Annotated in this window: 21 protein-coding genes and 1 pseudogene; 5 read left to right on the forward strand and 17 right to left on the reverse strand. The window is 65.9% G+C overall.

The window, feature by feature from the left end:
• Positions 1-7: 7 nt before the first annotated feature.
• The gene (locus FHR73_RS17340) at positions 8-616 is read left to right on the forward strand and encodes a hypothetical protein (protein WP_183632940.1); all 609 of its coding nucleotides are present in this window, start codon (positions 8-10) and stop codon (positions 614-616) included.
• A 47-nt stretch (positions 617-663) separates the two neighbouring features.
• Here FHR73_RS17340 and FHR73_RS17345 read toward each other — a convergent pair whose 3' ends face one another.
• From FHR73_RS17345 to FHR73_RS17410, 14 genes are all read right to left on the reverse strand, one after another.
• Positions 664-1,767, reverse strand: coding sequence for an NADH:flavin oxidoreductase/NADH oxidase (locus tag FHR73_RS17345; RefSeq protein ID WP_183632941.1), 1,104 nt, complete (start codon positions 1,765-1,767; stop codon positions 664-666).
• A gap of 210 nt (positions 1,768-1,977) precedes the next feature.
• Positions 1,978-3,699 carry a single-stranded-DNA-specific exonuclease RecJ gene (gene recJ, locus FHR73_RS17350; protein ID WP_183632942.1) on the reverse strand — a complete coding sequence of 574 codons (1,722 nt, stop codon included), beginning with the start codon at positions 3,697-3,699 and terminating at the stop codon, positions 1,978-1,980.
• On the reverse strand, positions 3,699-4,238 hold the full coding sequence (locus tag FHR73_RS17355; protein ID WP_133862621.1) for a YaeQ family protein: 540 nt from the start codon (positions 4,236-4,238) through the stop codon (positions 3,699-3,701). Before FHR73_RS17355 ends, recJ begins: the two co-directional genes overlap by 1 nt.
• A gap of 206 nt (positions 4,239-4,444) precedes the next feature.
• Entirely contained in the window at positions 4,445-5,854 is a 1,410-nt protein-coding gene (gene thrC / locus FHR73_RS17360; protein WP_183632944.1) for a threonine synthase, read from the reverse strand.
• 46 nt (positions 5,855-5,900) lie between these two features.
• Positions 5,901-7,205 carry a homoserine dehydrogenase gene (locus FHR73_RS17365; protein WP_027600220.1) on the reverse strand — a complete coding sequence of 435 codons (1,305 nt, stop codon included), beginning with the start codon at positions 7,203-7,205 and terminating at the stop codon, positions 5,901-5,903.
• A gap of 63 nt (positions 7,206-7,268) precedes the next feature.
• Positions 7,269-7,994 (reverse strand): thioredoxin fold domain-containing protein, encoded by a 726-nt coding sequence (locus FHR73_RS17370; RefSeq protein ID WP_007160960.1) that lies wholly within the window; start codon positions 7,992-7,994, stop codon positions 7,269-7,271.
• A gap of 240 nt (positions 7,995-8,234) precedes the next feature.
• Positions 8,235-9,125 carry a site-specific tyrosine recombinase XerD gene (gene xerD, locus FHR73_RS17375; RefSeq protein WP_183632946.1) on the reverse strand — a complete coding sequence of 297 codons (891 nt, stop codon included), beginning with the start codon at positions 9,123-9,125 and terminating at the stop codon, positions 8,235-8,237.
• Complete coding sequence (locus FHR73_RS17380) at positions 9,122-9,535, reverse strand: acyl-CoA thioesterase (RefSeq protein WP_007160958.1); 414 nt, start codon at positions 9,533-9,535, stop codon at positions 9,122-9,124. The genes xerD and FHR73_RS17380 overlap by 4 nt, the downstream gene beginning before the upstream one ends.
• Positions 9,536-9,775: 240 nt before the next feature.
• Positions 9,776-10,126, reverse strand: a complete 351-nt coding sequence (gene rplS / locus FHR73_RS17385) for a 50S ribosomal protein L19 (RefSeq protein ID WP_007160957.1) — start codon at positions 10,124-10,126, stop codon at positions 9,776-9,778.
• 42 nt (positions 10,127-10,168) lie between these two features.
• Positions 10,169-10,906: a tRNA (guanosine(37)-N1)-methyltransferase TrmD gene (gene trmD / locus FHR73_RS17390; RefSeq protein WP_133862626.1), complete on the reverse strand. Its 738-nt coding sequence runs from the start codon at positions 10,904-10,906 to the stop codon at positions 10,169-10,171.
• Between the two features lie 3 nt (positions 10,907-10,909).
• Positions 10,910-11,446, reverse strand: coding sequence for a ribosome maturation factor RimM (rimM, locus tag FHR73_RS17395; RefSeq protein ID WP_064307868.1), 537 nt, complete (start codon positions 11,444-11,446; stop codon positions 10,910-10,912).
• Between the two features lie 5 nt (positions 11,447-11,451).
• Positions 11,452-11,700: a 30S ribosomal protein S16 gene (rpsP, locus tag FHR73_RS17400; RefSeq protein ID WP_017640797.1), complete on the reverse strand. Its 249-nt coding sequence runs from the start codon at positions 11,698-11,700 to the stop codon at positions 11,452-11,454.
• Positions 11,701-11,950: 250 nt separating this feature from the next.
• Positions 11,951-13,330: a signal recognition particle protein gene (ffh, locus tag FHR73_RS17405; protein ID WP_007160953.1), complete on the reverse strand. Its 1,380-nt coding sequence runs from the start codon at positions 13,328-13,330 to the stop codon at positions 11,951-11,953.
• 176 nt (positions 13,331-13,506) lie between these two features.
• On the reverse strand, positions 13,507-13,752 hold the full coding sequence (locus FHR73_RS17410; RefSeq protein WP_183632948.1) for a hypothetical protein: 246 nt from the start codon (positions 13,750-13,752) through the stop codon (positions 13,507-13,509).
• On the opposite strand from FHR73_RS17410, the gene FHR73_RS17415 reads away from it, so the two are divergent.
• Together FHR73_RS17415 and FHR73_RS17420 are read left to right on the forward strand one after the other, a co-directional pair.
• Positions 13,751-14,551, forward strand: coding sequence for an inner membrane protein YpjD (locus tag FHR73_RS17415; protein ID WP_183632952.1), 801 nt, complete (start codon positions 13,751-13,753; stop codon positions 14,549-14,551). The genes FHR73_RS17410 and FHR73_RS17415 overlap by 2 nt on opposite strands.
• Positions 14,552-14,739: 188 nt before the next feature.
• Entirely contained in the window at positions 14,740-16,044 is a 1,305-nt protein-coding gene (locus FHR73_RS17420) for an MFS transporter (RefSeq protein WP_133862630.1), read from the forward strand.
• A gap of 59 nt (positions 16,045-16,103) precedes the next feature.
• Here the strand turns inward: FHR73_RS17420 and purT are convergent, their stop codons facing one another.
• From purT to FHR73_RS17435, 3 genes are all read right to left on the reverse strand, one after another.
• Positions 16,104-17,285: a formate-dependent phosphoribosylglycinamide formyltransferase gene (gene purT, locus FHR73_RS17425; protein WP_183632953.1), complete on the reverse strand. Its 1,182-nt coding sequence runs from the start codon at positions 17,283-17,285 to the stop codon at positions 16,104-16,106.
• Between the two features lie 21 nt (positions 17,286-17,306).
• Complete coding sequence (locus FHR73_RS17430) at positions 17,307-17,504, reverse strand: DUF1289 domain-containing protein (protein ID WP_058792006.1); 198 nt, start codon at positions 17,502-17,504, stop codon at positions 17,307-17,309.
• A 77-nt stretch (positions 17,505-17,581) separates the two neighbouring features.
• Positions 17,582-18,169 carry a CoA pyrophosphatase gene (locus FHR73_RS17435; protein ID WP_183632954.1) on the reverse strand — a complete coding sequence of 196 codons (588 nt, stop codon included), beginning with the start codon at positions 18,167-18,169 and terminating at the stop codon, positions 17,582-17,584.
• 127 nt (positions 18,170-18,296) lie between these two features.
• Here FHR73_RS17435 and FHR73_RS17440 point away from each other — a divergent pair, with 127 nt between their 5' ends.
• A complete protein-coding gene (locus FHR73_RS17440) occupies positions 18,297-18,851 on the forward strand; it encodes an NUDIX hydrolase (RefSeq protein WP_183632955.1) in 555 nt (184 codons plus the stop codon).
• Positions 18,852-18,988: 137 nt separating this feature from the next.
• A pseudogene (locus FHR73_RS17445) lies at positions 18,989-19,411 on the forward strand (murein L,D-transpeptidase family protein); the annotation flags it as partial.
• Positions 19,412-19,442 lie beyond the last annotated feature (31 nt).

Genomic DNA, 19,442 nt, shown 5'->3' on the forward strand with positions numbered 1-19,442 from the left:
ACGCCTGATGGCCAGGCCTTCTGCCGTACGCCTGCTAGCGTGGGCCTTGCTGCTGCTCACCCTGGTTGCGCAGCGTCCAGCGCCCCTCCACTACCCGGCGTTCGATCCCGCCAGCCTGCCGCCCCTGGCGGTGGGTGACTGGCTGTTTCGCCTGGGCACTTCCATGGACAGCGTGCTGATCCGCGAGGCCAGCGGCGGTGCCTATTCGCACGTTGGAATGGTGGTGGCGACAAGCCCGGGGGTGCTCATCGGCCATGCGACGACAGATGATGATCCGCAACATCCTGACCAGGTCCTGCTTAGCACCCTGGCAGACTTCCTCCAGCCCCACCGGGCGCAGCATTTCGCCATCGCCCGGCCGGGCTTTCTGAACGAAGCACTACGAGCAAAGATCGCTCAAGACCTGAGTACCCAGCAAGGTAAGCCCTTTCTGCTGGACGCCCGCAACGCGCCCCATCGCTATTGCACCAGCCTGCTGGCCGAGGTCATCGGACGCCACATGCCGGGCTTCGCACCAAGCTGGACGCGCCTTGACCTGCCGCTCTTTCATGGCGACTACCTGCTACCCAGCGCCTTCGCCGACTATCCCGGACTGGAATGGATCTACCGCCAGTGAGTGCAGCAGCACCGGGCTCTCCAACGGAAAGCCCGCACCTGCTCTTGTCACTCCACCCCGAACGGTTTGCGCAGCGGCGTATCGCGGTGCGCGGCGCGCACGTACTGCGGCGGCCAGGAGACCTTTTCGCGCAGGGCCTCGGCGGCATTCAGCGGCCAGTAGGGATCGCGCAGCAGCTCGCGGGCCAGCAGCACCAGATCGGCCTGGCCGGTGCGCAGCACGTGTTCGGCCTGGGCGGCATCGGTGATCATGCCCACCGCGCCACTGGGAATCCCGGCTTCCTTGCGGACCCGCTCGGCGAACTGGGTCTGGTAGCCGGGGCCGGTGGGGATGTCGGCCTGGGCGGCGGTACCACCGGAGGAGACGTCGATCAGGTCGACGCCCAGGGTTTTCAGCCGGCGTGCCAGCTCCACCGTCTCATCAACGTCCCAGCCGTCTTCCACCCAGTCGGTAGCCGAGACCCGCACGAACAGCGGCAACTCCTGCGGCCAGACCGCCCGCACGTCGGCGGTCACTTCCAGCAGCAGGCGGATGCGATTTTCGAAATTGCCGCCGTAGTCGTCTTCGCGGCGGTTGGAGAGCGGCGAGAGGAACTGGTGCAGCAGATAGCCGTGGGCGGCATGGATCTCGGCCACCTTGAAGCCGGCCGCCAGGGCACGTTCGGCGGTGTCCACGAAGGCCCGGCGAATGCTGGCGATGTCGTCGCGATCCACCGCCGTGGGCCGGGTGTGCTGGGGATCGAAGGCGATGGCCGAGGGCGCCACCGGCACCCAGCCGCCTTCGGCGATGGGCACGCTGCCGTGCTTGCCGGCCCAGGGCTGCCAGGTACTGGCCTTGCGGCCGGCATGGGCCAGCTGGACCCCGGCGACACTGCCCTGCCCCTCGATGAACTGGGTGATGCGCCGCAAGGGCTCGATCTGCTCGTCCTTCCACAGCCCCAGGTCCTGGGGCGTGATACGCCCGTCGGGGGTGACGGCGGTGGCTTCGAAGATCACCAGACCGGCGCCGCCGGTGGCACGACTGCCGAGGTGGACCAGGTGCCAGTCGTTGGCGAAGCCGTCTTCGCTGGAATACTGGCACATCGGGGAGACCACCACGCGATTGGGCAGGGTCAGCTGACGCAGGGTCAGGGGCTGGAACAGGAGACTCATGGCGGACCTCGTCTAGTCGGGATGCACGGTATTGGAGTGCTACCAACCAGAATAGATCGCCGATCCGACAGGACTCGTCTGAAAAGTGCCTGCGCTCGGTGATGCTGCGTTAAAAATCAGCTCGGAATGCTCATTTACCTTTCGTAAACTCCGCTTCCTCGCTGATTTTTGCCTTGCCTGACCTTCGCTCGGCGACTTTTCAGGCGAGCCCTAACGCGGTGACAGGTGCACCACCAGCAACTGCACGCTCTCGTTGCCGCGGAATTCGTTCACGTCCAGCCGGTAGGCCAGTTCGGCCCAGCGGATGTTGGGATCGGGCCAGGTGTCGCGATCGATGTTGAAGGCGATGCCGTCCAGCTCCGGACCGCCCTGCTCGCTGCGCAGGGTCAGCTTGAGGTGCCGCTCCTTGAGCAGGCGCTGAGAGAGAATCTCGAAGGTGCCGTGGAACAGCGGCTCGGGGAACTGCTGGCCCCAGGGACCGGCCTGGCGCAGGGCCTGGGCCAGGCCGAGCTGGAATTCGGTAGGGGCCAGGCAGCCATCGGTCTGCAGGCGCCCGCTGAGATCCTCGGCCTGCAGATGGCGGCGCACCTCGGCATCGAAGGCGCTGGCAAAGGTCTCGTAGTGCGCCTGGGGCAGGCTGAGGCCGGCAGCCATGGCGTGACCGCCGAACTTGGTGATGAGTCCCGGATGACGGGTCGCCACCGCGTCCAGGGCATCGCGAATGTGCAGCCCGGGCACCGAGCGCGCCGAGCCCTTGAGCATGCCGTTGCCACTGCCGTCGTCGGCGAAGGCCAGCGCCGGGCGGTGATACTTTTCCTTGAGGCGCGAGGCAAGGATGCCGATCACGCCCTGGTGCCACTCCGGGTCGAACAGGCAGAGACCGAAGGGCAGATTGTCTTCCGGCAATTCCTTGAGCTGCTTGAGCGCCTCGCGCTGCATGCCCTGCTCGATGCTCTTGCGATCCTTGTTGAAGTCGTCCAGCTGCTGGGCGTATTCCTGCGCCAGCTGCGGGTCTTCGCAGAGCAGCAACTCAATGCCGATGGACATGTCGTCCAGGCGCCCCGCCGCGTTGAGCCGTGGGCCGAGGATGAACCCGAGGTCGCTGGAGGCCACCTTGCCCGGCTGGCGCCCGGCCACTTCCAGCAGCGCCTTGAGCCCCGGTCGCGCCCTTCCCGCGCGGATACGCATCAGCCCCTGGTGCACCAGGATGCGGTTGTTGGCGTCCAGCGGCACCACGTCGGCGACGCTGCCGAGGGCCACCAGATCCAGCAGCTCGGCCAGATTGGGCTCGGCCAGCCCCTGACGGGCGAACCAGCCGTTCTCGCGCAGGCGACTGCGCAGGGCCAGCATCACATAGAAGATCACCCCGACCCCGGCGATGCATTTGCTGGGAAAGGCGCAGGCCGGCTGATTCGGATTGACGATGGCATCGGCGGCGGGCAATTCGGCGCCCGGCAGGTGGTGGTCGGTGATGACCACCTGCAGCCCGGCCGCCTTGGCCGCGGCCACGCCGTCCAGACTGGAGATGCCGTTGTCGACGGTGAGCAGCACCTCGGGTTCGCGCTGCAGGGCCACGGCGACGATCTCGGGCGTCAGGCCGTAGCCGTATTCGAAGCGATTGGGCACCAGGTAGTCGACCCAGGCCGCGCCCAGGCGCCGCAGGGCCAGCACGCCCACGGCGCTGGCGGTGGCGCCATCGGCATCGAAATCGCCGACGATGAGGATGCGCCGGCGCTCTTCCAGGGCGCGCGCCAGCAGCTCCACCGCCGCCTCGATGCCCTTGAGCTGGTGATAGGGCACCAGCCGCGCCAGGCCCTTGTCGAGTTCTTCCGGCAAGGTCACGCCGCGCGCTGCATAGAGCCGGGTGAGCAGCGGCGGCAGGTCGCCCAGGTCGGGCAACACCGCCGGCAGCGGACGGGGCTCCAGGCGCATCAACGTTCGCCCAGCAGCCATTCCAGCTGCAATTCGTGCTGACCACGGTCGTCGGTGACGAACAGGGTGCCTTCGCTGATCATCACCTGCCAGGAAATGCTGCGCGGCAGATCGCGGGCCAGCTCGGCGAGCGGCTCGGCGGGGACCGCGGCGATGTGCAGATTCTTCAGCGTCCTGACCGCGTCCACCACCTTGGTCTGCCAGACGCGCAGGTTGCCGTAGGCCAGCAGGCTGGTGCGCTCGGTGCGGCGGCTACACCAGGTCAGGCGGTCGGCATCGGGCTGGCCGACTTCGATCCAGTGCAGCACCCGACCGTCGAGGCTCTTTTCCCACAGCGCCGGCTCGTCGACGTCGGACAGGCCGCGGCCGAAGGCCAGCTGCTCGTTGTACCAGAGCACATAGGCCAGCAACCGCACCGCCATTCGCTCCTCGGTCTCGGAGGGATGCCGCGCCACGGTCAGGCGCAGATTCTCGTAGACCCCGCGATCCAGGTCGGTGAGGTTGAGTTCGACTTTGTAGGGCGTGGCTTGCAGAGCCATGGGCGGGTCACCGGCAGGGAAAGCCGGGCATTGTACCGGAAAAGATCGGCAGGCTTGGGACCGCGGATCCGCGGGTTGGGCTGGCCCGACAGGGACGGCTGGAGTCCGCCGTGTCGGGCTTCGACGAGGGAGCCGTCTCAACCCAACCTACAGATCCGCGTAGGTTGGGTTGAGCGCAGCGAAGCCCAACACGGATTGCTACCACCTTACAGCGGCTGACCACGCTTGCCGTGGCGGCTGACGAAGGCCTGGACGGCGGCGAGGTCGTTGGGCAGCACGGTGCAGCGCTCTTCGCGTTGCAGCAGGTCGGCCAGGTGGGTCGGTAGGCTTAGGGTCGCGCCGATGCCGGCCTTTTCCACCGCTTCGGGGAATTTCACCGGGTGCGCGGTACCCAGCACCACCATGGGCGTGGCTAGGCTGCGCCGGCATTCGCGAGCGGCGCGCACGCCGATGGCGGTGTGCGGATCCAGCACCTCGCCGGTGGCGGCATAAACCTCGGCGATGGTGGCGCAGGTCTCCTCGTCGCTCACGGCGAGGGAGTCGAACAGCTTGCGCGCTTCGGTCCAGCGATCGTCGGCCACCGTCAGGGTGCCGCTGCTGCGGAAGTTCGCCATCAGCTCGGCCAGGGCCAGGCCATCGCGACCGTGCAGATCGAACAGCAGGCGCTCGAAGTTGGACGAGACCATGATGTCCATGGACGGCGACAGCGTGGCTTCCAGCTGCTGCTTGTCGTAGCGGTTGCCGGACATGAAGCGGTGCAGGATGTCGTTGCGGTTGGTGGCCACCACCAGCTGGCTCACCGGCAGACCCATGTTGCGCGCCAGGTAGCCGGCGAAGATGTCGCCGAAGTTGCCGGTGGGCACCGAGAAGGCGATGGAGCGCGCCGGGGCGCCCAGCTGCAGGGCCGCATGGAAGTAGTAGACGATCTGGGCCATGATCCGCGCCCAGTTGATCGAGTTGACCGCCACCAGCGGGGTGCCCTTGAGGAAGCCCTGGTCGGCGAAGCTGGCCTTGACCATCTCCTGGCAGTCGTCGAAGTTGCCTTCGATGGCGATGTTGTGGATGTTGTCACCCAGCAGCGTGGTCATCTGCCGGCGCTGCACTTCCGACACCCGCTGGTGCGGATGCAGGATGAAGATGTCCACGTTCTCGCAGCGCTTGCAGCCTTCGATGGCCGCCGAGCCGGTGTCGCCGGAGGTGGCGCCCATGATCACCACGCGCTCGCCGCGCTTGGCCAGCACATGGTCGAGCAGCCGTCCCAGCAGTTGCAGGGCGAAGTCCTTGAAGGCCAGGGTCGGGCCGTGGAACAGCTCCAGCACCCACTCGTTGGCGTCTAGTTGACGCAGCGGGGCGATCGAGCCATGGGCGAAACCGGCGTAGGTCTCTTCCAGGATGGCCTTGAATTCGGCATCGGCGATGGAGCCGGCGACGAAGGGCTTCATCACCCGGAAGGCCAGCTCGTGGTAGGGCAGACCGGCCCAGGAGGCGATCTCCTCCAGGGAAAAGCGCGGCAGGTTCTCAGGTACGTAGAGACCGCCATCGCTGGCGAGACCCGCCAGCAGCACTTCTTCGAAATTCAGCGCGGGCGCCTGGCCGCGGGTACTGATGTAACGCATGACTCGACCTCGGGAAAGACGGCGGCGCCGGGCGCCGCCAGGCTGCTCAGTTCAGGTGCTCGACGCGGATGCGGACGACATCGCCGACGACATCGTCCAGGGCTTCCAGCGCGGTGATGGCCTCGACCATGTGGCGCTCGGTCACGCGATGGGTCAGCAGGATCATGGGCACCAGGCCGTCATGTTCCTCGGCTTCCTTCTGCATGATGGACTCGATGTTGATGCCGCGCGCCGAGAGGATGCTCGCCACCTGGGCCAGCACGCCCGGGTGATCCTTGGCCTGGATGCGCAGATAGTAGGCACTCTCGCAGGCCTCGATCGACAGCACCGGATGGTCGGACAGCGCATCGGGCTGGAAGGCCAGGTGCGGCACGCGATTCTCCGGATCCGAGGTCATGGCGCGCACCACGTCCACCAGGTCGGCCACCACCGCCGAGGCGGTCGGCTCCTGTCCGGCACCGGCGCCGTAGAACAGCGTCGAGCCGACGGCATCGCCATTGACCATCACCGCGTTCATCACTCCATTGACGTTGGCGATCAGGCGATCGGCCGGGATCAGCGTCGGGTGTACCCGCAGCTCGATGCCCTGGTCGGTGCTGCGCGCCACGCCCAGGTGCTTGATGCGATAGCCCAGCGCCTCGGCGTAGCCGACATCGGCGGTGGTCAGGCGGGTGATGCCCTCGGTGTAGGCCTTGTCGAATTGCAGCGGGATGCCGAAGGCGATGGAGGCCAGGATGGTCAGCTTATGGGCGGCATCGATGCCTTCGACGTCAAAGGTCGGATCGGCCTCGGCATAGCCCAGCGCCTGGGCTTCGGCCAGGACATCGGGAAAGGTGCGACCCTTCTCGCGCATCTCGGAGAGGATGAAGTTGCCGGTGCCGTTGATGATGCCGGCCACCCAGTTGATGCGGTTGGCGGCCAGGCCTTCGCGCAGCGCCTTGATCACCGGGATGCCGCCGGCCACCGAGGCCTCGAACGCGACGATCACGCCCTGCTCGCGCGCCTTGGCGAAGATCTCGTTGCCGTGCACGGCGATCAGCGCCTTGTTGGCGGTGACCACGTGCTTGCCGTTGGCGATGGCGCGCAGCACCAGTTCGCGGGCCAGGGTGTAGCCACCGATCAGCTCCACCACCACGTCGATCTCGGGATTGTCGGCCACCGCCAGGACATCGGCGGTGATCGGCGTGCTGCCGGTGTCGCACTGGGGATTGGGCCGGCGCTGGGCAATCTGCGCCACCTCGATACCCCGCCCGGCGCGCCGGGCGATTTCCTCGGCGTTGCGCTTGAGTACGTTGAAGGTCCCGCTGCCCACGGTACCCAGACCACAGATGCCTACTTTGACCGGCTTCACACCCTTATCCCCATGTCGTGTGGGACCGCTCCGCGGCCCCGTTCATAGCTCTGATTGAGGCGCCTAGCGGGCGCCGATTGCCGCTTCCGCCAGCTGGTCGGCCGGCTGGTAGCCCGGGATCATCTGGCCATCGGCGAGAATGATCGCCGGCGTGCCCTGGATGCCCATGTTCTGCCCCAGCGCGAATTGCTGGGCGACCGGATTCTGGCAGCTCTCGGACTTGACCTCACGGCCGGTGAACATCTGGTTCAGCGCCGCCGGCTTGTCCTTGGCGCACCACACCGCCTCCAGCTGTTTGGAGCCCGGCGAGCCCATGCCCTGGCGCGGGAAAGCCAGGTAGCGCACCTCGATGCCGCGCTTGTTCAGCTCGGGCACCTCGGCGTGCAGCTTCTGGCAATAGGGGCAGGTGGTGTCGGTGAAGACGGTGATGTGCGCCTTGGTCTCGCCCTGGGCGGGATAGACGATCATCTGGTTGCGATCGAGGCCATTGATCTGCCGCGCCACGGCGACGTTCTCGGCCTTCTCGGTCAGGTTGGAAGCCTTGCCGTCCTTGACCTGATACAGATAGCCCTGCATGACGAACTGGCCATCGCCGCTGGCATAGAGCACGCGGCCGCCCTTGAGCTGGACCTGGTAGAGGCCTTCCAGCGGACTCTTGGCGATGGACTCGATGGCGAGATTGGGTTGCAGCGCGGTCAGGCTCTGGCGAATGGCCTGCTCAGGTTCGGCCTGAGCCAGTTGCACGCCGAGCCCCAGGCAAGCGGCGAGCAACAGTTGGGAAATACGCATGTTTGACTCCTGTTGAGACGCCGGCAAGCCTACCACAGACCTGCCGGCTACGGCGGTCCCGCCCCAGGGCGGGGCTTCAGAAGTGTCTACGCAATTTTGGCGGCGCTTTTGGTCCCTGAGCGGTGTTGCCGCTCCTCGCCATAGCCCTGCTATGACTCGTCCCGGCGCCTAGCTCAGTCGAAACGCCGAACCGAACAAAAATCACTCGCCAATTCTTGCGCGAACTTCTGAAACACCGCCCTACCCGCGCGGATGGTGCTGGGCGTGCAGTTGCTGCAGCCGCACGCGGGCGACGTGGGTGTAGATCTGGGTGGTGGACAGGCTGGTATGGCCGAGCAGCATCTGCACCGTGCGCAGGTCCGCGCCGTGATTGAGCAGATGGGTGGCGAAGGCGTGCCTCAGGGTGTGCGGCGACAGCGAGGTGCGGATGCCGGCCACCTGGGCATGCAGCTTGATGCGATGCCAGAAGGTCTGCCGGGTCATGGGCGTGCCCCGCTGGCTGGGAAAGAGGATATCGCCGGGCTGGCCGCCCAGCAGCAGCGGACGCGCGGTCTTCAGATAGTCTTCCAGCCAGGCGATGGCCTCTTCGCCCAGGGGGATCAGCCGCTCCTTGCTGCCCTTGCCGAAGACCCGCAGCGAACCCTCGCGCAGATTGATCTCGTCCAGGGTCAGGCTGATCAGCTCGGTCACCCGCAGGCCGGTGGCATAGAGCACCTCGAGCATGGTGCGGTCGCGCAGGCCGAGACTGTCCTCGGTATCCGGCGCGGCGAGCAGGGCTTCCACATCCGCCTCGGACAGACTCTTGGGCAGCGGTGCGCCCAGCTGCGGCATGCTCACCAGCAGCGTCGGATCCTCGGCCAGTCGCCCCTCGCGCACGGCATACTTGTAGAAGCTGCGCAGACCGGAGAGGAAGCGCGCCGTGGAACGCGCCTGGTAACCCTCGCTCAGGCGCCAGCCGAGGTGATCGAGCACGGCGTCGCGGCCGACCGTCTCCAGGGTCAGCCCCCTGCCCTCCAGCCACCGGGCGAAGGCCAGCAGGTCGGTGCGATAGGCGTTGCGGGTATGGGGCGACAGCCCCTTTTCCAGCCACAGGGCGTCGAGGAATTCCTCGATCAGCCGCTCGGCGCTCACGCGGCGAATCCGGGCAGGACCGGCGTCGGCTTGCCCTCGTCATCGACGGCGACAAAGCTGAAGGCGCCGTTGATGGCGCGCTCGCGCCCTTCCGCCAGCATGCCTTCGACGAAGACCTCCACCTGCACCTTGATGCTGGTGTTCCCGACCTTCACCACCCGGCCGATCAGCTCGACGATGGAGCCGGCGGGAATGGGATGGTTGAAATCGATCCGGTCGGTAGAGACCGTGACCAGCGGTTTGCGGCAGAAGCGCGTCGCGGTGATGAAGGACACCTCGTCCATCCAGGCCAGGGCGGTGCCGCCGAACAGGGTGTCGTGATGATTGGTGGTGGGCGGGAAGACCGCCTTGGCCACCCGGGTTTCCGACAGCGCGGTGCGCCGCTGGATTTCCGCTTCGCGGGTCGTCATTGCTTACCTCGAACCTCAGAGCCTACTCAAAATCTGCTGCGCGTCGGCCAAACGTCGTTGAAGCCGGCCTGGAAGGCCAGCCCCGTCGGAATGCTCATTTACCAGTTGTAAACTCGCACGCGAGCCCGGCCCGCTTCCTCAGCCAGCTTCGCCTTGTTTGTCTCTAGCTCGCGAGATTTTGACTGGGCTCTTAGAAACGAAAAAAGCAGCCGAAGCTGCTTTTTTCTGGTCACGCCGCGATCAGGAAAGCTTTTCCTTGATGCGGGCAGCCTTGCCGGACAGTTCGCGCAGGTAGTACAGCTTGGCCTTGCGCACGTCACCGCGACGCTTGACGCTCAGGCTGTCGACCAGCGGGCTGTAGGTCTGGAAGGTACGCTCGACACCAACGCCGTTGGAGATCTTGCGTACGGTGAAGGCGCTGTTCAGGCCGCGGTTACGCTTGCCGATCACCACGCCTTCGAAGGCCTGCAGACGCTGACGGTCGCCTTCCTTCACCTTAACCTGGACAATCACGGTGTCGCCGGGGGCGAACGCCGGGATTTCTTTGTTCATCTGCTCAGCTTCGATCTGGGCAATGATTTTGTTGGTCATGTCACTCTGCTCCTAAGACAGGCCGCGGCCCGCCATCGATACCTAACTATCGTTCCGCTGACGGAGATATTCCGCCAACAGGTTCTGCTCTTCCCCAGAAAGCGAGCGGCCATCCAGAAGATCGGCGCGTCGCTCCGCAGTGCGTCCCAGGGACTGCTGCAAGCGCCAGCGCCGGATATGCTCGTGGTTACCACTGAGCAACACGTCGGGTACGCGACGGCCCTCGTACACCTCGGGTCGGGTGTAGTGCGGGCAATCGAGCAGGCCGTCGGTAAACGAGTCCTGCTCGGCGGAATCCACATGCCCCAAGGCTCCGGGCAGCAGTCGCGTGACCCCATCGATCAGCACCATGGCCGGCAATTCACCGCCGGACAGCACATAGTCGCCAATCGACCATTCTTCATCCACGTGCGTCTCGATGAAACGCTCGTCGATGCCTTCGTAACGCCCGGCGATGAGGATCAGATGTTCCTCCTGCGCCAGTTCCCGTACCGCCGCCTGGTCGAGCTTGCGACCCTGGGGGGACAGGTAGATCACCTTCGCCGCCGAATCACCCCTGGCATCGGCCAGGGCGCGCTCCAGTGGCTGGATCTTCATGACCATGCCGGGACCACCGCCAAAGGGCCGGTCGTCCACGGTCTGGTGGCGATCCTCGGTATAGCTGCGCGGGTTGTAGCAGGTCAGCTCCAGGAGCCCCTGCTTCATCGCGCGACCACTCACGCCATAGGCGCTCACGGCTTCGAACATCTCGGGAAAGATGCTGATGACATCGATACGCATGGATCAGAAATCCGCGTCCCAGTCGACCTGCATCTCGCCCTTGGCCAGATCCACCGCCAGCACGTACTGGTCGGGCAGATAAGGCAACAGACGCTCACGATCGTCGAGGCTGCCGGCACAGGGCATGACCACCATGACGTCGTTGGCCCCGGTCTCCAGCAGATGATCCACCACACCCAGCCACTGGCCTTCGCGATTGATCACCTTGAGACCTTCCAACTGATGCCAGTAGTAGTCACCGGCGCCCAGCTGGGGCAATTCGCTGCGCGGCACGCAGATCTCGAAACCAGCCATCAGGCGGGCTTCTTCGCGATCGTCCAGGCCCTGCAGCCGTACCGTCAGGACCTTGCCGTGCAACCGACCGCCGAGCACCTTGACCTGCCGGGTCTCGCCTTCGCGCCTTAGCGTCCAGGTCCGATAGTCCAGCAGATTGTCGAGCGGATCGGTAAAGGAGTAGATCTTGAGCTCGCCGCGTACGCCGAAGACCGAAACTATCTTGCCCAGGACCACCAGGTCGGGGGCGGAGGTCGGCGTACTCATGGTCTTCAGGCGGTAGCCTGAGCGCTCTTGAGCAGCTGAGCGACGCGCTCGGACGGCTGGGCGCCCTGCGACAGCCAGTAGCTGGCACGCTCTTGGTCCACCGACAGACGGATTTCGGCGCCGCTGGCCACCGGATTGAAGAAACCGATGCGCTCGACGAAACGACCATCGCGCGCATTGCGGCTGTTGGTCACGGTCAGGTGGTAGAAGGGGCGCTTCTTGGAGCCGCCACGGGCTAGACGGATGGTTACCATTGAACTTCGTTCCTGTAGTCGGTGCTTGTAGCTGTGGGCACACTGGGCCACATGGCCCGAAAGGCCGCATATTCTAAGGGCTGTCACCCGGTTTGCCAATGGCTTTAAACGGTGCCCTGGGTATCGCGGCAGCCTGGAGACTCCGACAGCGGAGTCCCGTCGCTCGCGAAGACGCGTCAGCACTGGTACCGACGCCCCTCGCAGAGCCCTTGCCGGCACCGACCATCTGGCGACGGGCGGCACCGGAAAATCACATCTTGGGCATGCCGCCACCGGGGAACATGCTGCCCATGCCGCGCATCATCTTGGCCATGCCGCCCTTGGCGGTGACCTTCTTCATCATCTTCTGCATCTGCTTGTGCTGCTTGATGAGGCGGCCGACGTCCTGCACCTGGGTACCGGAACCCAGGGCGATACGCTTCTTGCGCGAGCCGCTGATCAACTCCGGATCGCGGCGCTCGGCCGGGGTCATGGAGTCGATGATGGCTTCCATCTGCTTGAAATGCTTTTCCGCGGCGCCCTGGGCATTGCCCATCTGCTGGATGTTCATGCCGCCCATCATGGTCGGCAGCTTGTCCATCAGCGAACCCAGGCCGCCCATGTTCTTCATCTGGCGCAGCTGGTCGCGGAAGTCTTCGAGATCGAAGCCCTTGCCCTTCTTGAGCTTCTTGGCCAGCTTGTCGGCCTTTTCGCGATCCAGGGTCTGCTCGGCCTGCTCGATCAGCGAGAGGACATCGCCCATGCCGAGGATGCGCGAGGCGACGCGATCGGGGTGGAAGGGATCGAGGGCTTCGCTCTTCTCGCCCATGCCGATGAACTTGATCGGCTTGCCGGTGATGTGGCGGACCGACAGGGCGGCACCGCCCCGGGCATCGCCGTCGACCTTGGTCAGGATCACGCCGGTGAGCGGCAGGGCGTCGTTGAAGGCCTTGGCGGTGTTGGCGGCGTCCTGACCGGTCATGGCGTCGACCACGAACAGGGTCTCGGCCGGTTTGGTAGCGGCATGGACCTGCTGGATCTCCGCCATCATCTCGCTATCGATGTGCAGGCGGCCGGCGGTGTCGACGATGACCACGTCGATGAACTTGAGCTTGGCTTCGCGGATGGCGGCCTGGGCGATCTCCACCGGCTTCTGGCTGATGTCGGAGGGGAAGAAGGTGACCCCCACCTCCCCGGCCAGGGTTTCCAACTGCTTGATGGCGGCCGGGCGGTAGACGTCGGCGGAGACGACCATGACGGTCTTCTTCTTGCGCTCCTTGAGGAAGCGCGCCAGCTTGCCCGCGGTGGTGGTCTTGCCCGCGCCCTGCAGGCCGGCCATGAGGATGACCGCCGGCGGCGCGACGTTGAGCGCCAGGTCTTCGTTGGCCGCGCCCATGATGGCTTCGAGCTCGGCGCGCACGATCTTCACGAAGGCCTGACCCGGGGTCAGGCTCTTGGACACCTCGGTGCCGACCGCCCGCTCCTTGACCCGGTTGACGAACTCCTTGACCACCGGCAGGGCGACGTCCGCCTCGAGCAGCGCCATGCGCACCTCGCGCAGGGTGTCCTTGATGTTGTCTTCGGTGAGCTTGGCCTTGCCGGTGATGTGGCGCAGGCTTTGGGACAGGCGGTCTGTGAGATTCTCGAACATGCGGACATCCAGGGCAGAAACGGCGGCTGACCGACAAGTATAACGAAAGAGCGCCTGACCAGGGATAGCCGCTAGGGCTGGTAGCTCGTGAAACCGTCAGCAGGGCCTGGAGCGACGCACGGCTGAACGCAGGGAAAGAGGCACCAACACCTGGGCCGATGCCTCCGGGGACGGGATCAGAAGATCAGCGAGAAGATGCCGATGACCACCACCAGGCCGATCAGAAAGATGATGCCCATGGTACCGCCGAGAAATTTAAGCATGGTCGTGACCTCTTCAAGATATGTACCTCTTGGGACCACCCGCTGGCGGCCAGGGTTCGCCCGGTCTGGCCAGCCGGCGCCAGGGCGCGGCTCAGACTTTCTGTACCGCCCTGTCTGTGCCACACTCGCCTGCTTTCCGCTCTGCTGAAACCGGACCATGCACGCCCTGCTGCCCACCCTCCTGGCCGCCGCCCTCTATCTGCTCGCGACCCTCTACCAGGGCAGTTGCCTGCTGCGCAAACAGCCATCGAACAAGCCCCTGGTCCTAGGCGCCGGCATCCTGGCCCTGCTGCCCCACGCCCTGGCCGTCTACCTGCAGCTGATCCTCGAGCCGACCCTGAGCCTGGACTTCTTCGACGCCTCCAGCCTGATCTCGGCGACCGCCATCGCGCTGATGCTCATCGGCTGTCTGCGCATGCCGCTGCAACCCTTGCTGGTGCTGGTCTATCCCCTCGGCGCCATCACCGCGCTGCTGGCCGAATTCGTGCCGCCGGGCACCGTGACGCCGCTGGACGTGTCGCCCAAGATCGTCGTGCACGTGCTGCTGTCGATCATCGCCTACGGGCTCTTCACCCTGGCGGTGCTGCAGTCCTGCCTGGTGCTGTTGCAGAACCATCAGCTCAAGAACAAGCATCCGTCCGGCCTGATCCGCAGCTTTCCGCCGCTACAAACCATGGAAAGTCTGCTGTTCGGCTTTCTCTGGGCCGGCTGGGTGGTGCTGTCACTGGCGCTGATCTCCGGCTGGTTCTTTGTCGAGGACATGTTCGCCCAGCACCTGATCCACAAGACGGTGCTCTCCTGCATCGCCTGGGTGGTGTTTGGCATCCTGCTGTGGGGACGTCATCGCCTGGGCTGGCGCGGTCATACGGCGATCCGCTGGACGTTGCTGGGCTTCATCCTGCTGATGCTGGCCTACTTCGGAAGCAAGCTGGTGCGGGAATTCATCCTGCATCGTTGACAGTCGTCGTTCCACTACCTGCATAATCAGGCGACCGAACCACGTTCGGCGCGACCCGGCCAACAGCCGCTTCGCGCCCGGCACGTCATAACAGGTCGTCCCGCCCGTCCCCATCCTCGGACAGCCGCTGCCCCATCGGGCCGCTCCGGCAGACGCCTCCTACAAGAACGACTGCCCGGTACCCCTGCATGTCCACGACCGCTGCCGCCTTCGACGCGCCCACCTCCGTGCCGCGCAATTCCCCCACCCGTGTGGCCACCGCCAGCTTCATCGGCACCGCCATCGAGTTCTACGACTTCTACGTCTATGCCACGGCCGCGGCCCTGGTGATCGGCCCGGTATTCTTTCCCCAGGGCGCGGGCATGGCCCAGACCCTCAGCGCCTTCATCACCTTCGGCATCGCCTTCCTGGCGCGCCCCCTGGGCTCGCTGCTGTTCGGCCACTTCGGCGATCGCATCGGCCGCAAGTCCACCCTGGTGGCCTCGCTGCTGCTGATGGGCATCTCCACCACCCTGATCGGCCTCCTGCCCGGCTATGCCAGCATCGGCGTCTGGGCTCCGATCCTGCTCTGCCTGCTGAGATTCGGCCAGGGCCTGGGCCTGGGTGGCGAATGGGGTGGCGCGGCGCTGCTGGCCACCGAGAACGCCCCACCCGGCAAGCGCGCCTGGTTCGGCATGTTCCCCCAGCTCGGCCCCTCCATCGGCTTTCTCATGGCCAACGGCCTGTTCCTGGCCCTGGCGCTGCTGCTGGACGACGAGCAATTCCGTGCCTGGGGCTGGCGCATCCCCTTCCTGCTCAGCGCCCTGCTGGTGGTGGTCGGTCTCTATGTGCGGTTGTCGCTGCACGAGACGCCGGTGTTCGCCGAGGCCATGGCCCGCCGCGAGAAGCTGCGCCTGCCCATGGTCGAGACCTTCGGCAAGCACGGCAAGGCGGTGCTGCTGGGCGCCCTGAGCATGGTGGTGTGCTACGCCCTGTTCTACATCTCCACGGTGTTCTCGCTGAGCTACGGGGTGAAGAACCTCGGCTACAGCCGCCAGGAATTCCTCGGCCTGCTCTGCGTGGCCGTGCTGTTCATGGCCCTGGCCACGCCGCTGTCGGCCTGGCTGGCGGATCGCTTCGGCCGCAAGCCGGTACTGGCGGTGAGCGCCATCGCCGCCCTGCTGTCGGGCTTCGCCATGGAGCCGCTGCTGACCCACGGCTCCAGCCAGGCGGTCGGCCTGTTCCTGGCCCTGGAGCTGTTTCTCATGGGCATGACCTTCGGCCCCATGGGCGCCCTGCTGCCGGAAATCTTTCCCACCCGGGTGCGCTACACCGGTGCCTCGGCGGCCTACAACCTGGGCGGCATCCTCGGCGCCTCCCTGGCGCCCTATGCCGCGCAGCAACTGGTGGAGGCCGGTGGCCTGAGCTGGGTGGGCGGCTATGTCTCGGCAGCGGCGGCCATCAGCCTGGTGGCGGTGCTCTGCATGCGCGAGACGCGCGACCAGTCGCTGTAGATTCTCCAGCTGATTAAAAAGGGCCCCGCGGGGCCCTTTTTCGTGGGGCGCAGCCGGCGTTACAGCTCGACCTTCACCGCCTGGGACGCGCGCACGGCCTTGGCCCGTGCGGCTTCGATGCTTTCGTCGCGAGCCAGGGCGACGCCCATGCGCCGCTGCCCCTTGACCTCGGGCTTGCCGAACAGGCGCAGCGCGGTGTCGGGCTCGGCAAGGGCCGCACCCAGGTTGGCGAAGGCGGTCTGGCGCGAATCGCCGTCCACCAGGATCACCGCCGAAGCCGAGGGGCCGAACTGGCGGATGGTGGGAATCGGCAGACCGAGGATGGCCCGGGCATGCAGGGCGAATTCGGAGAGGTCCTGGGAGATCAGGGTCACCAGGCCGGTGTCGTGGGGCCGCGGCGAGACCTCGCTGAACCAGACCTGGTCGCCCTTGACGAACAGCTCCACGCCGAACAGGCCACGACCGCCCAGGGCCTCGGTGACCGCGCGGGCGACCCACTCGGATTCCGCCAGGGCCTGTTCGCTCATGGCCTGGGGCTGCCAGGACTCGTGGTAGTCGCCCTTGACCTGGCGATGCCCGACCGGCGCGCAGAAGGAGGTGCCGCCGACGTGGCGCACGGTCAGCAGGGTGATCTCGTAGTCGAAATCGACGAAGCCCTCGACGATCACCCGGCCCTTGCCGGCGCGCCCGCCTTCCTGGGCGTACTGCCAGGCGGCCTGCAGTTCATCGGCGCTGCGCAGCAGGCTCTGGCCCTTGCCCGAGGAGCTCATGATCGGCTTGACCACGCAGGGATAGCCCAGCGCCTCGGCGGCGGCGGCATAGTCTTCGTAGGTGTCGGCGAAATGATAGGGCGAGGTGGGCAGGCCCAGCTCCTCGGCGGCGAGGCGGCGGATGCCTTCGCGATTCATGGTCAGCTGGGCGGCACGGGCGGTGGGCACCACGGTATAGCCTTCGCCTTCCAGCTCCACCAGGGTGGCGGTGGCGATGGCTTCGATTTCCGGCACGATGAAGTGCGGCTGCTCGCGCTCGATCACCGCGCGCAGGGCGGCGCCGTCGAGCATGTCGATGACGTGGCTGCGGTGGGCGACCTGCATGGCCGGGGCATCGGCGTAGCGATCCACGGCGATGACCTCGACGCCCAGGCGCTGCAGTTCGATGACGACTTCCTTGCCCAGTTCGCCGGAGCCGCAGAGCAGCACGCGGGTGGCGCTGGGGGACAGGGGGGTACCGATACGGGGCATGACAGATCTCTCCGGCTGATGTCAGGTCAGGAAGGCCGCACCGCCCGCCCGCGCCCGCTCGTCGCAGCGCAGCAGCACCTCGCGGCGCTCGCTGTCGCTCATGGACATCCAGCGAGTGATCTCGGCGGCGCTGCGCTGGCAACCGATGCAGATGTCCTGTTCGTCCAGGGCACAGACATGGACGCAGGGCGAACGCACGGGTGAATCGGCGGTAGTCATGCGGCTTCCCTCGAATGGCCGCGCATTGTGCCCGTTAATGGCAGTCTTGGCATGTGCCTTTACCTTGCCGATACCGCTCAATCCCGCCTGGGCGGTGCCTTGAGCACGATACCGGCGTCGTACAGCAGGTTGACCAGTTCGACGATGATCACCGCCGTCAGCCCCCAGATGCGGTGCTCGCCATATTGATAGCTGGGCACCTGCCAGCGCCGGCCGTCGTGATCGACCCTGAGGGTGAAATCCGGCGGCACCTCGCAGAAGAACTGCAGGGGCACGGTGAAGATCGCGGCGATCTCGGCTTCGCTGGGGATGTATTCGAGCTGATCCGGAATCAGCGCGACGATGGGGGTCACCGCCAGGCCGTAGCGCGACACCAGCGGACTCAGGGGCGCGATCACCTCCACCAGGCCCGGTGGCAGTCCGACCTCTTCCTCGGCCTCGCGCAGGGCGGTGGCGACCAGATCGGCGTCCTCGGGATCGCGCCGGCCACCCGGCAGGGCCACCTCGCCACCGTGGGTGGACAGGTTGCTGGCCCTCAGGGTGAGCAGCAACTCGGGATGCTCGCCGCGAATGATGGGGACCAGCACCGCCGCTTCCTGGTAGCTTTCGGTGCCGCTCAGGGTGCGCGGCTGGTAGTGACGCAGGCGCTGGAGCAACTCATCCACGCCGGAATTCTCCCTTGCTCATCGTATCCCCTGGATCATGGCACGCCCGTCGGGCAATCCCAAGCCCAGCCATCGCTTGCGAGCCCCGGGAGCGCCCCGGCACACTGCAGCAAAACGAGGATGAACCATGAAGCATTGCAATCACTGTGGCGGACTTCTGGAAGAACGCATTCCCGCGGGTGACAACCGGATGCGCCTGGTCTGCAGCCAGTGCGGCGCAGTGCATTATCAGAATCCACGGGTGGTGGCCGGCTGCCTGGCGACCTGGGAGGGCAAGGTGTTGCTCTGCCAGCGCGCCATCGAGCCGCGCAAGGGTTACTGGACGCTGCCGGCGGGCTTCATGGAAAACGGCGAGACCACCACCGAGGCCGCCGCCCGCGAGACCTTCGAGGAAGCCGGCGCGCAGGTGCAGGGCCTGGAGCTCTATACCCTCTTCGACCTGCCGCACATCGACCAGATCTACATGCTGTTCCGCGGCGAGCTGGTCGACGGCCGCTTTGGCGTCGGCGAGGAAAGCCTGGACGTGCGCCTTCTGGACGAAGCCGATATCCCCTGGTCGTCTCTGGCTTTTCCGACCATCAAGCGGACACTAGAATGCTTTTTCGCCGACCGCCAGCGCGGCGAGTTTTCACTGCGCCATGAGGGCATGGCGCCCATGGTGGTCGCACCCAAGCCTGCCTGAGCTCTTCCGAGGATCTACCTGACATGCGTCCGTTGCACCTGTTGTTGGCGCTCTGCTATGTGCTGTGCGGTTCGTTGCTTCCCCAGCTGGCCCAGGCCAGCACCAGCGTCACGGTGATTCGCCAGCCGGCCGCGCCGCTGATCGACAAGGTGCTGGTCATCAAGTCGCGCAATCAGCTGCAACTACTCAGCGGCGATACCGTGATGAAGTCCTATCGCATCTCGCTGGGCAAGAATCCCCGCGGCCCCAAGCTGCGCGAGGGCGACAAGCGTACCCCGGAAGGCTTCTACTGGATCGACTGGCGCAAGACCAGCGACAAGTTCAACCTGGCCATGCACATCTCCTATCCCAATCGCGAGGACCTGGTCCGCGCCACCCAGGCCGGCGTGCGTCCCGGCAGCATGATCATGCTGCACGGCACGCCCATCGACGAGGAGTACCCGGAGTGGTACTTCAACTCGCTGAACTGGACCGAGGGCTGCATCGCCATGACCAACCACGACATGCGCGAGGTCTGGGGCCTGGTCAAGGACGGCACCCTGATCGAGATCCGCCCCTGATCGTCCCGTCGGCACCGATCAGTTGATCGGT

This window comes from Pseudomonas sp. AS2.8 (assembly GCF_014190935.1).
Taxonomy (GTDB): domain Bacteria; phylum Pseudomonadota; class Gammaproteobacteria; order Pseudomonadales; family Pseudomonadaceae; genus Chryseomonas.

Excerpts from the sequence above, each read along its gene's own strand:
- FHR73_RS17340 (WP_183632940.1), top strand. The coding sequence starts at position 8 with ATGGCCAGGCCTTCTGCCGTACGCCTGCTAGCGTGGGCCTTGCTGCTG.
- FHR73_RS17345 (WP_183632941.1), bottom strand. The coding sequence starts at position 1,767 with ATGAGTCTCCTGTTCCAGCCCCTGACCCTGCGTCAGCTGACCCTGCCC.
- recJ (WP_183632942.1), bottom strand. The coding sequence starts at position 3,699 with ATGCGCCTGGAGCCCCGTCCGCTGCCGGCGGTGTTGCCCGACCTGGGC.
- FHR73_RS17355 (WP_133862621.1), bottom strand. The coding sequence starts at position 4,238 with ATGGCTCTGCAAGCCACGCCCTACAAAGTCGAACTCAACCTCACCGAC.
- thrC (WP_183632944.1), bottom strand. The coding sequence starts at position 5,854 with ATGCGTTACATCAGTACCCGCGGCCAGGCGCCCGCGCTGAATTTCGAA.
- FHR73_RS17370 (WP_007160960.1), bottom strand. The coding sequence starts at position 7,994 with ATGCGTATTTCCCAACTGTTGCTCGCCGCTTGCCTGGGGCTCGGCGTG.
- FHR73_RS17380 (WP_007160958.1), bottom strand. The coding sequence starts at position 9,535 with ATGACGACCCGCGAAGCGGAAATCCAGCGGCGCACCGCGCTGTCGGAA.
- rplS (WP_007160957.1), bottom strand. The coding sequence starts at position 10,126 with ATGACCAACAAAATCATTGCCCAGATCGAAGCTGAGCAGATGAACAAA.
- trmD (WP_133862626.1), bottom strand. The coding sequence starts at position 10,906 with ATGCGTATCGATGTCATCAGCATCTTTCCCGAGATGTTCGAAGCCGTG.
- rimM (WP_064307868.1), bottom strand. The coding sequence starts at position 11,446 with ATGAGTACGCCGACCTCCGCCCCCGACCTGGTGGTCCTGGGCAAGATA.
- rpsP (WP_017640797.1), bottom strand. The coding sequence starts at position 11,700 with ATGGTAACCATCCGTCTAGCCCGTGGCGGCTCCAAGAAGCGCCCCTTC.
- ffh (WP_007160953.1), bottom strand. The coding sequence starts at position 13,330 with ATGTTCGAGAATCTCACAGACCGCCTGTCCCAAAGCCTGCGCCACATC.
- FHR73_RS17415 (WP_183632952.1), top strand. The coding sequence starts at position 13,751 with ATGCACGCCCTGCTGCCCACCCTCCTGGCCGCCGCCCTCTATCTGCTC.
- FHR73_RS17410 (WP_183632948.1), bottom strand. The coding sequence starts at position 13,752 with ATGGTCCGGTTTCAGCAGAGCGGAAAGCAGGCGAGTGTGGCACAGACA.
- FHR73_RS17420 (WP_133862630.1), top strand. The coding sequence starts at position 14,740 with ATGTCCACGACCGCTGCCGCCTTCGACGCGCCCACCTCCGTGCCGCGC.
- purT (WP_183632953.1), bottom strand. The coding sequence starts at position 17,285 with ATGCCCCGTATCGGTACCCCCCTGTCCCCCAGCGCCACCCGCGTGCTG.
- FHR73_RS17430 (WP_058792006.1), bottom strand. The coding sequence starts at position 17,504 with ATGACTACCGCCGATTCACCCGTGCGTTCGCCCTGCGTCCATGTCTGT.
- FHR73_RS17440 (WP_183632955.1), top strand. The coding sequence starts at position 18,297 with ATGAAGCATTGCAATCACTGTGGCGGACTTCTGGAAGAACGCATTCCC.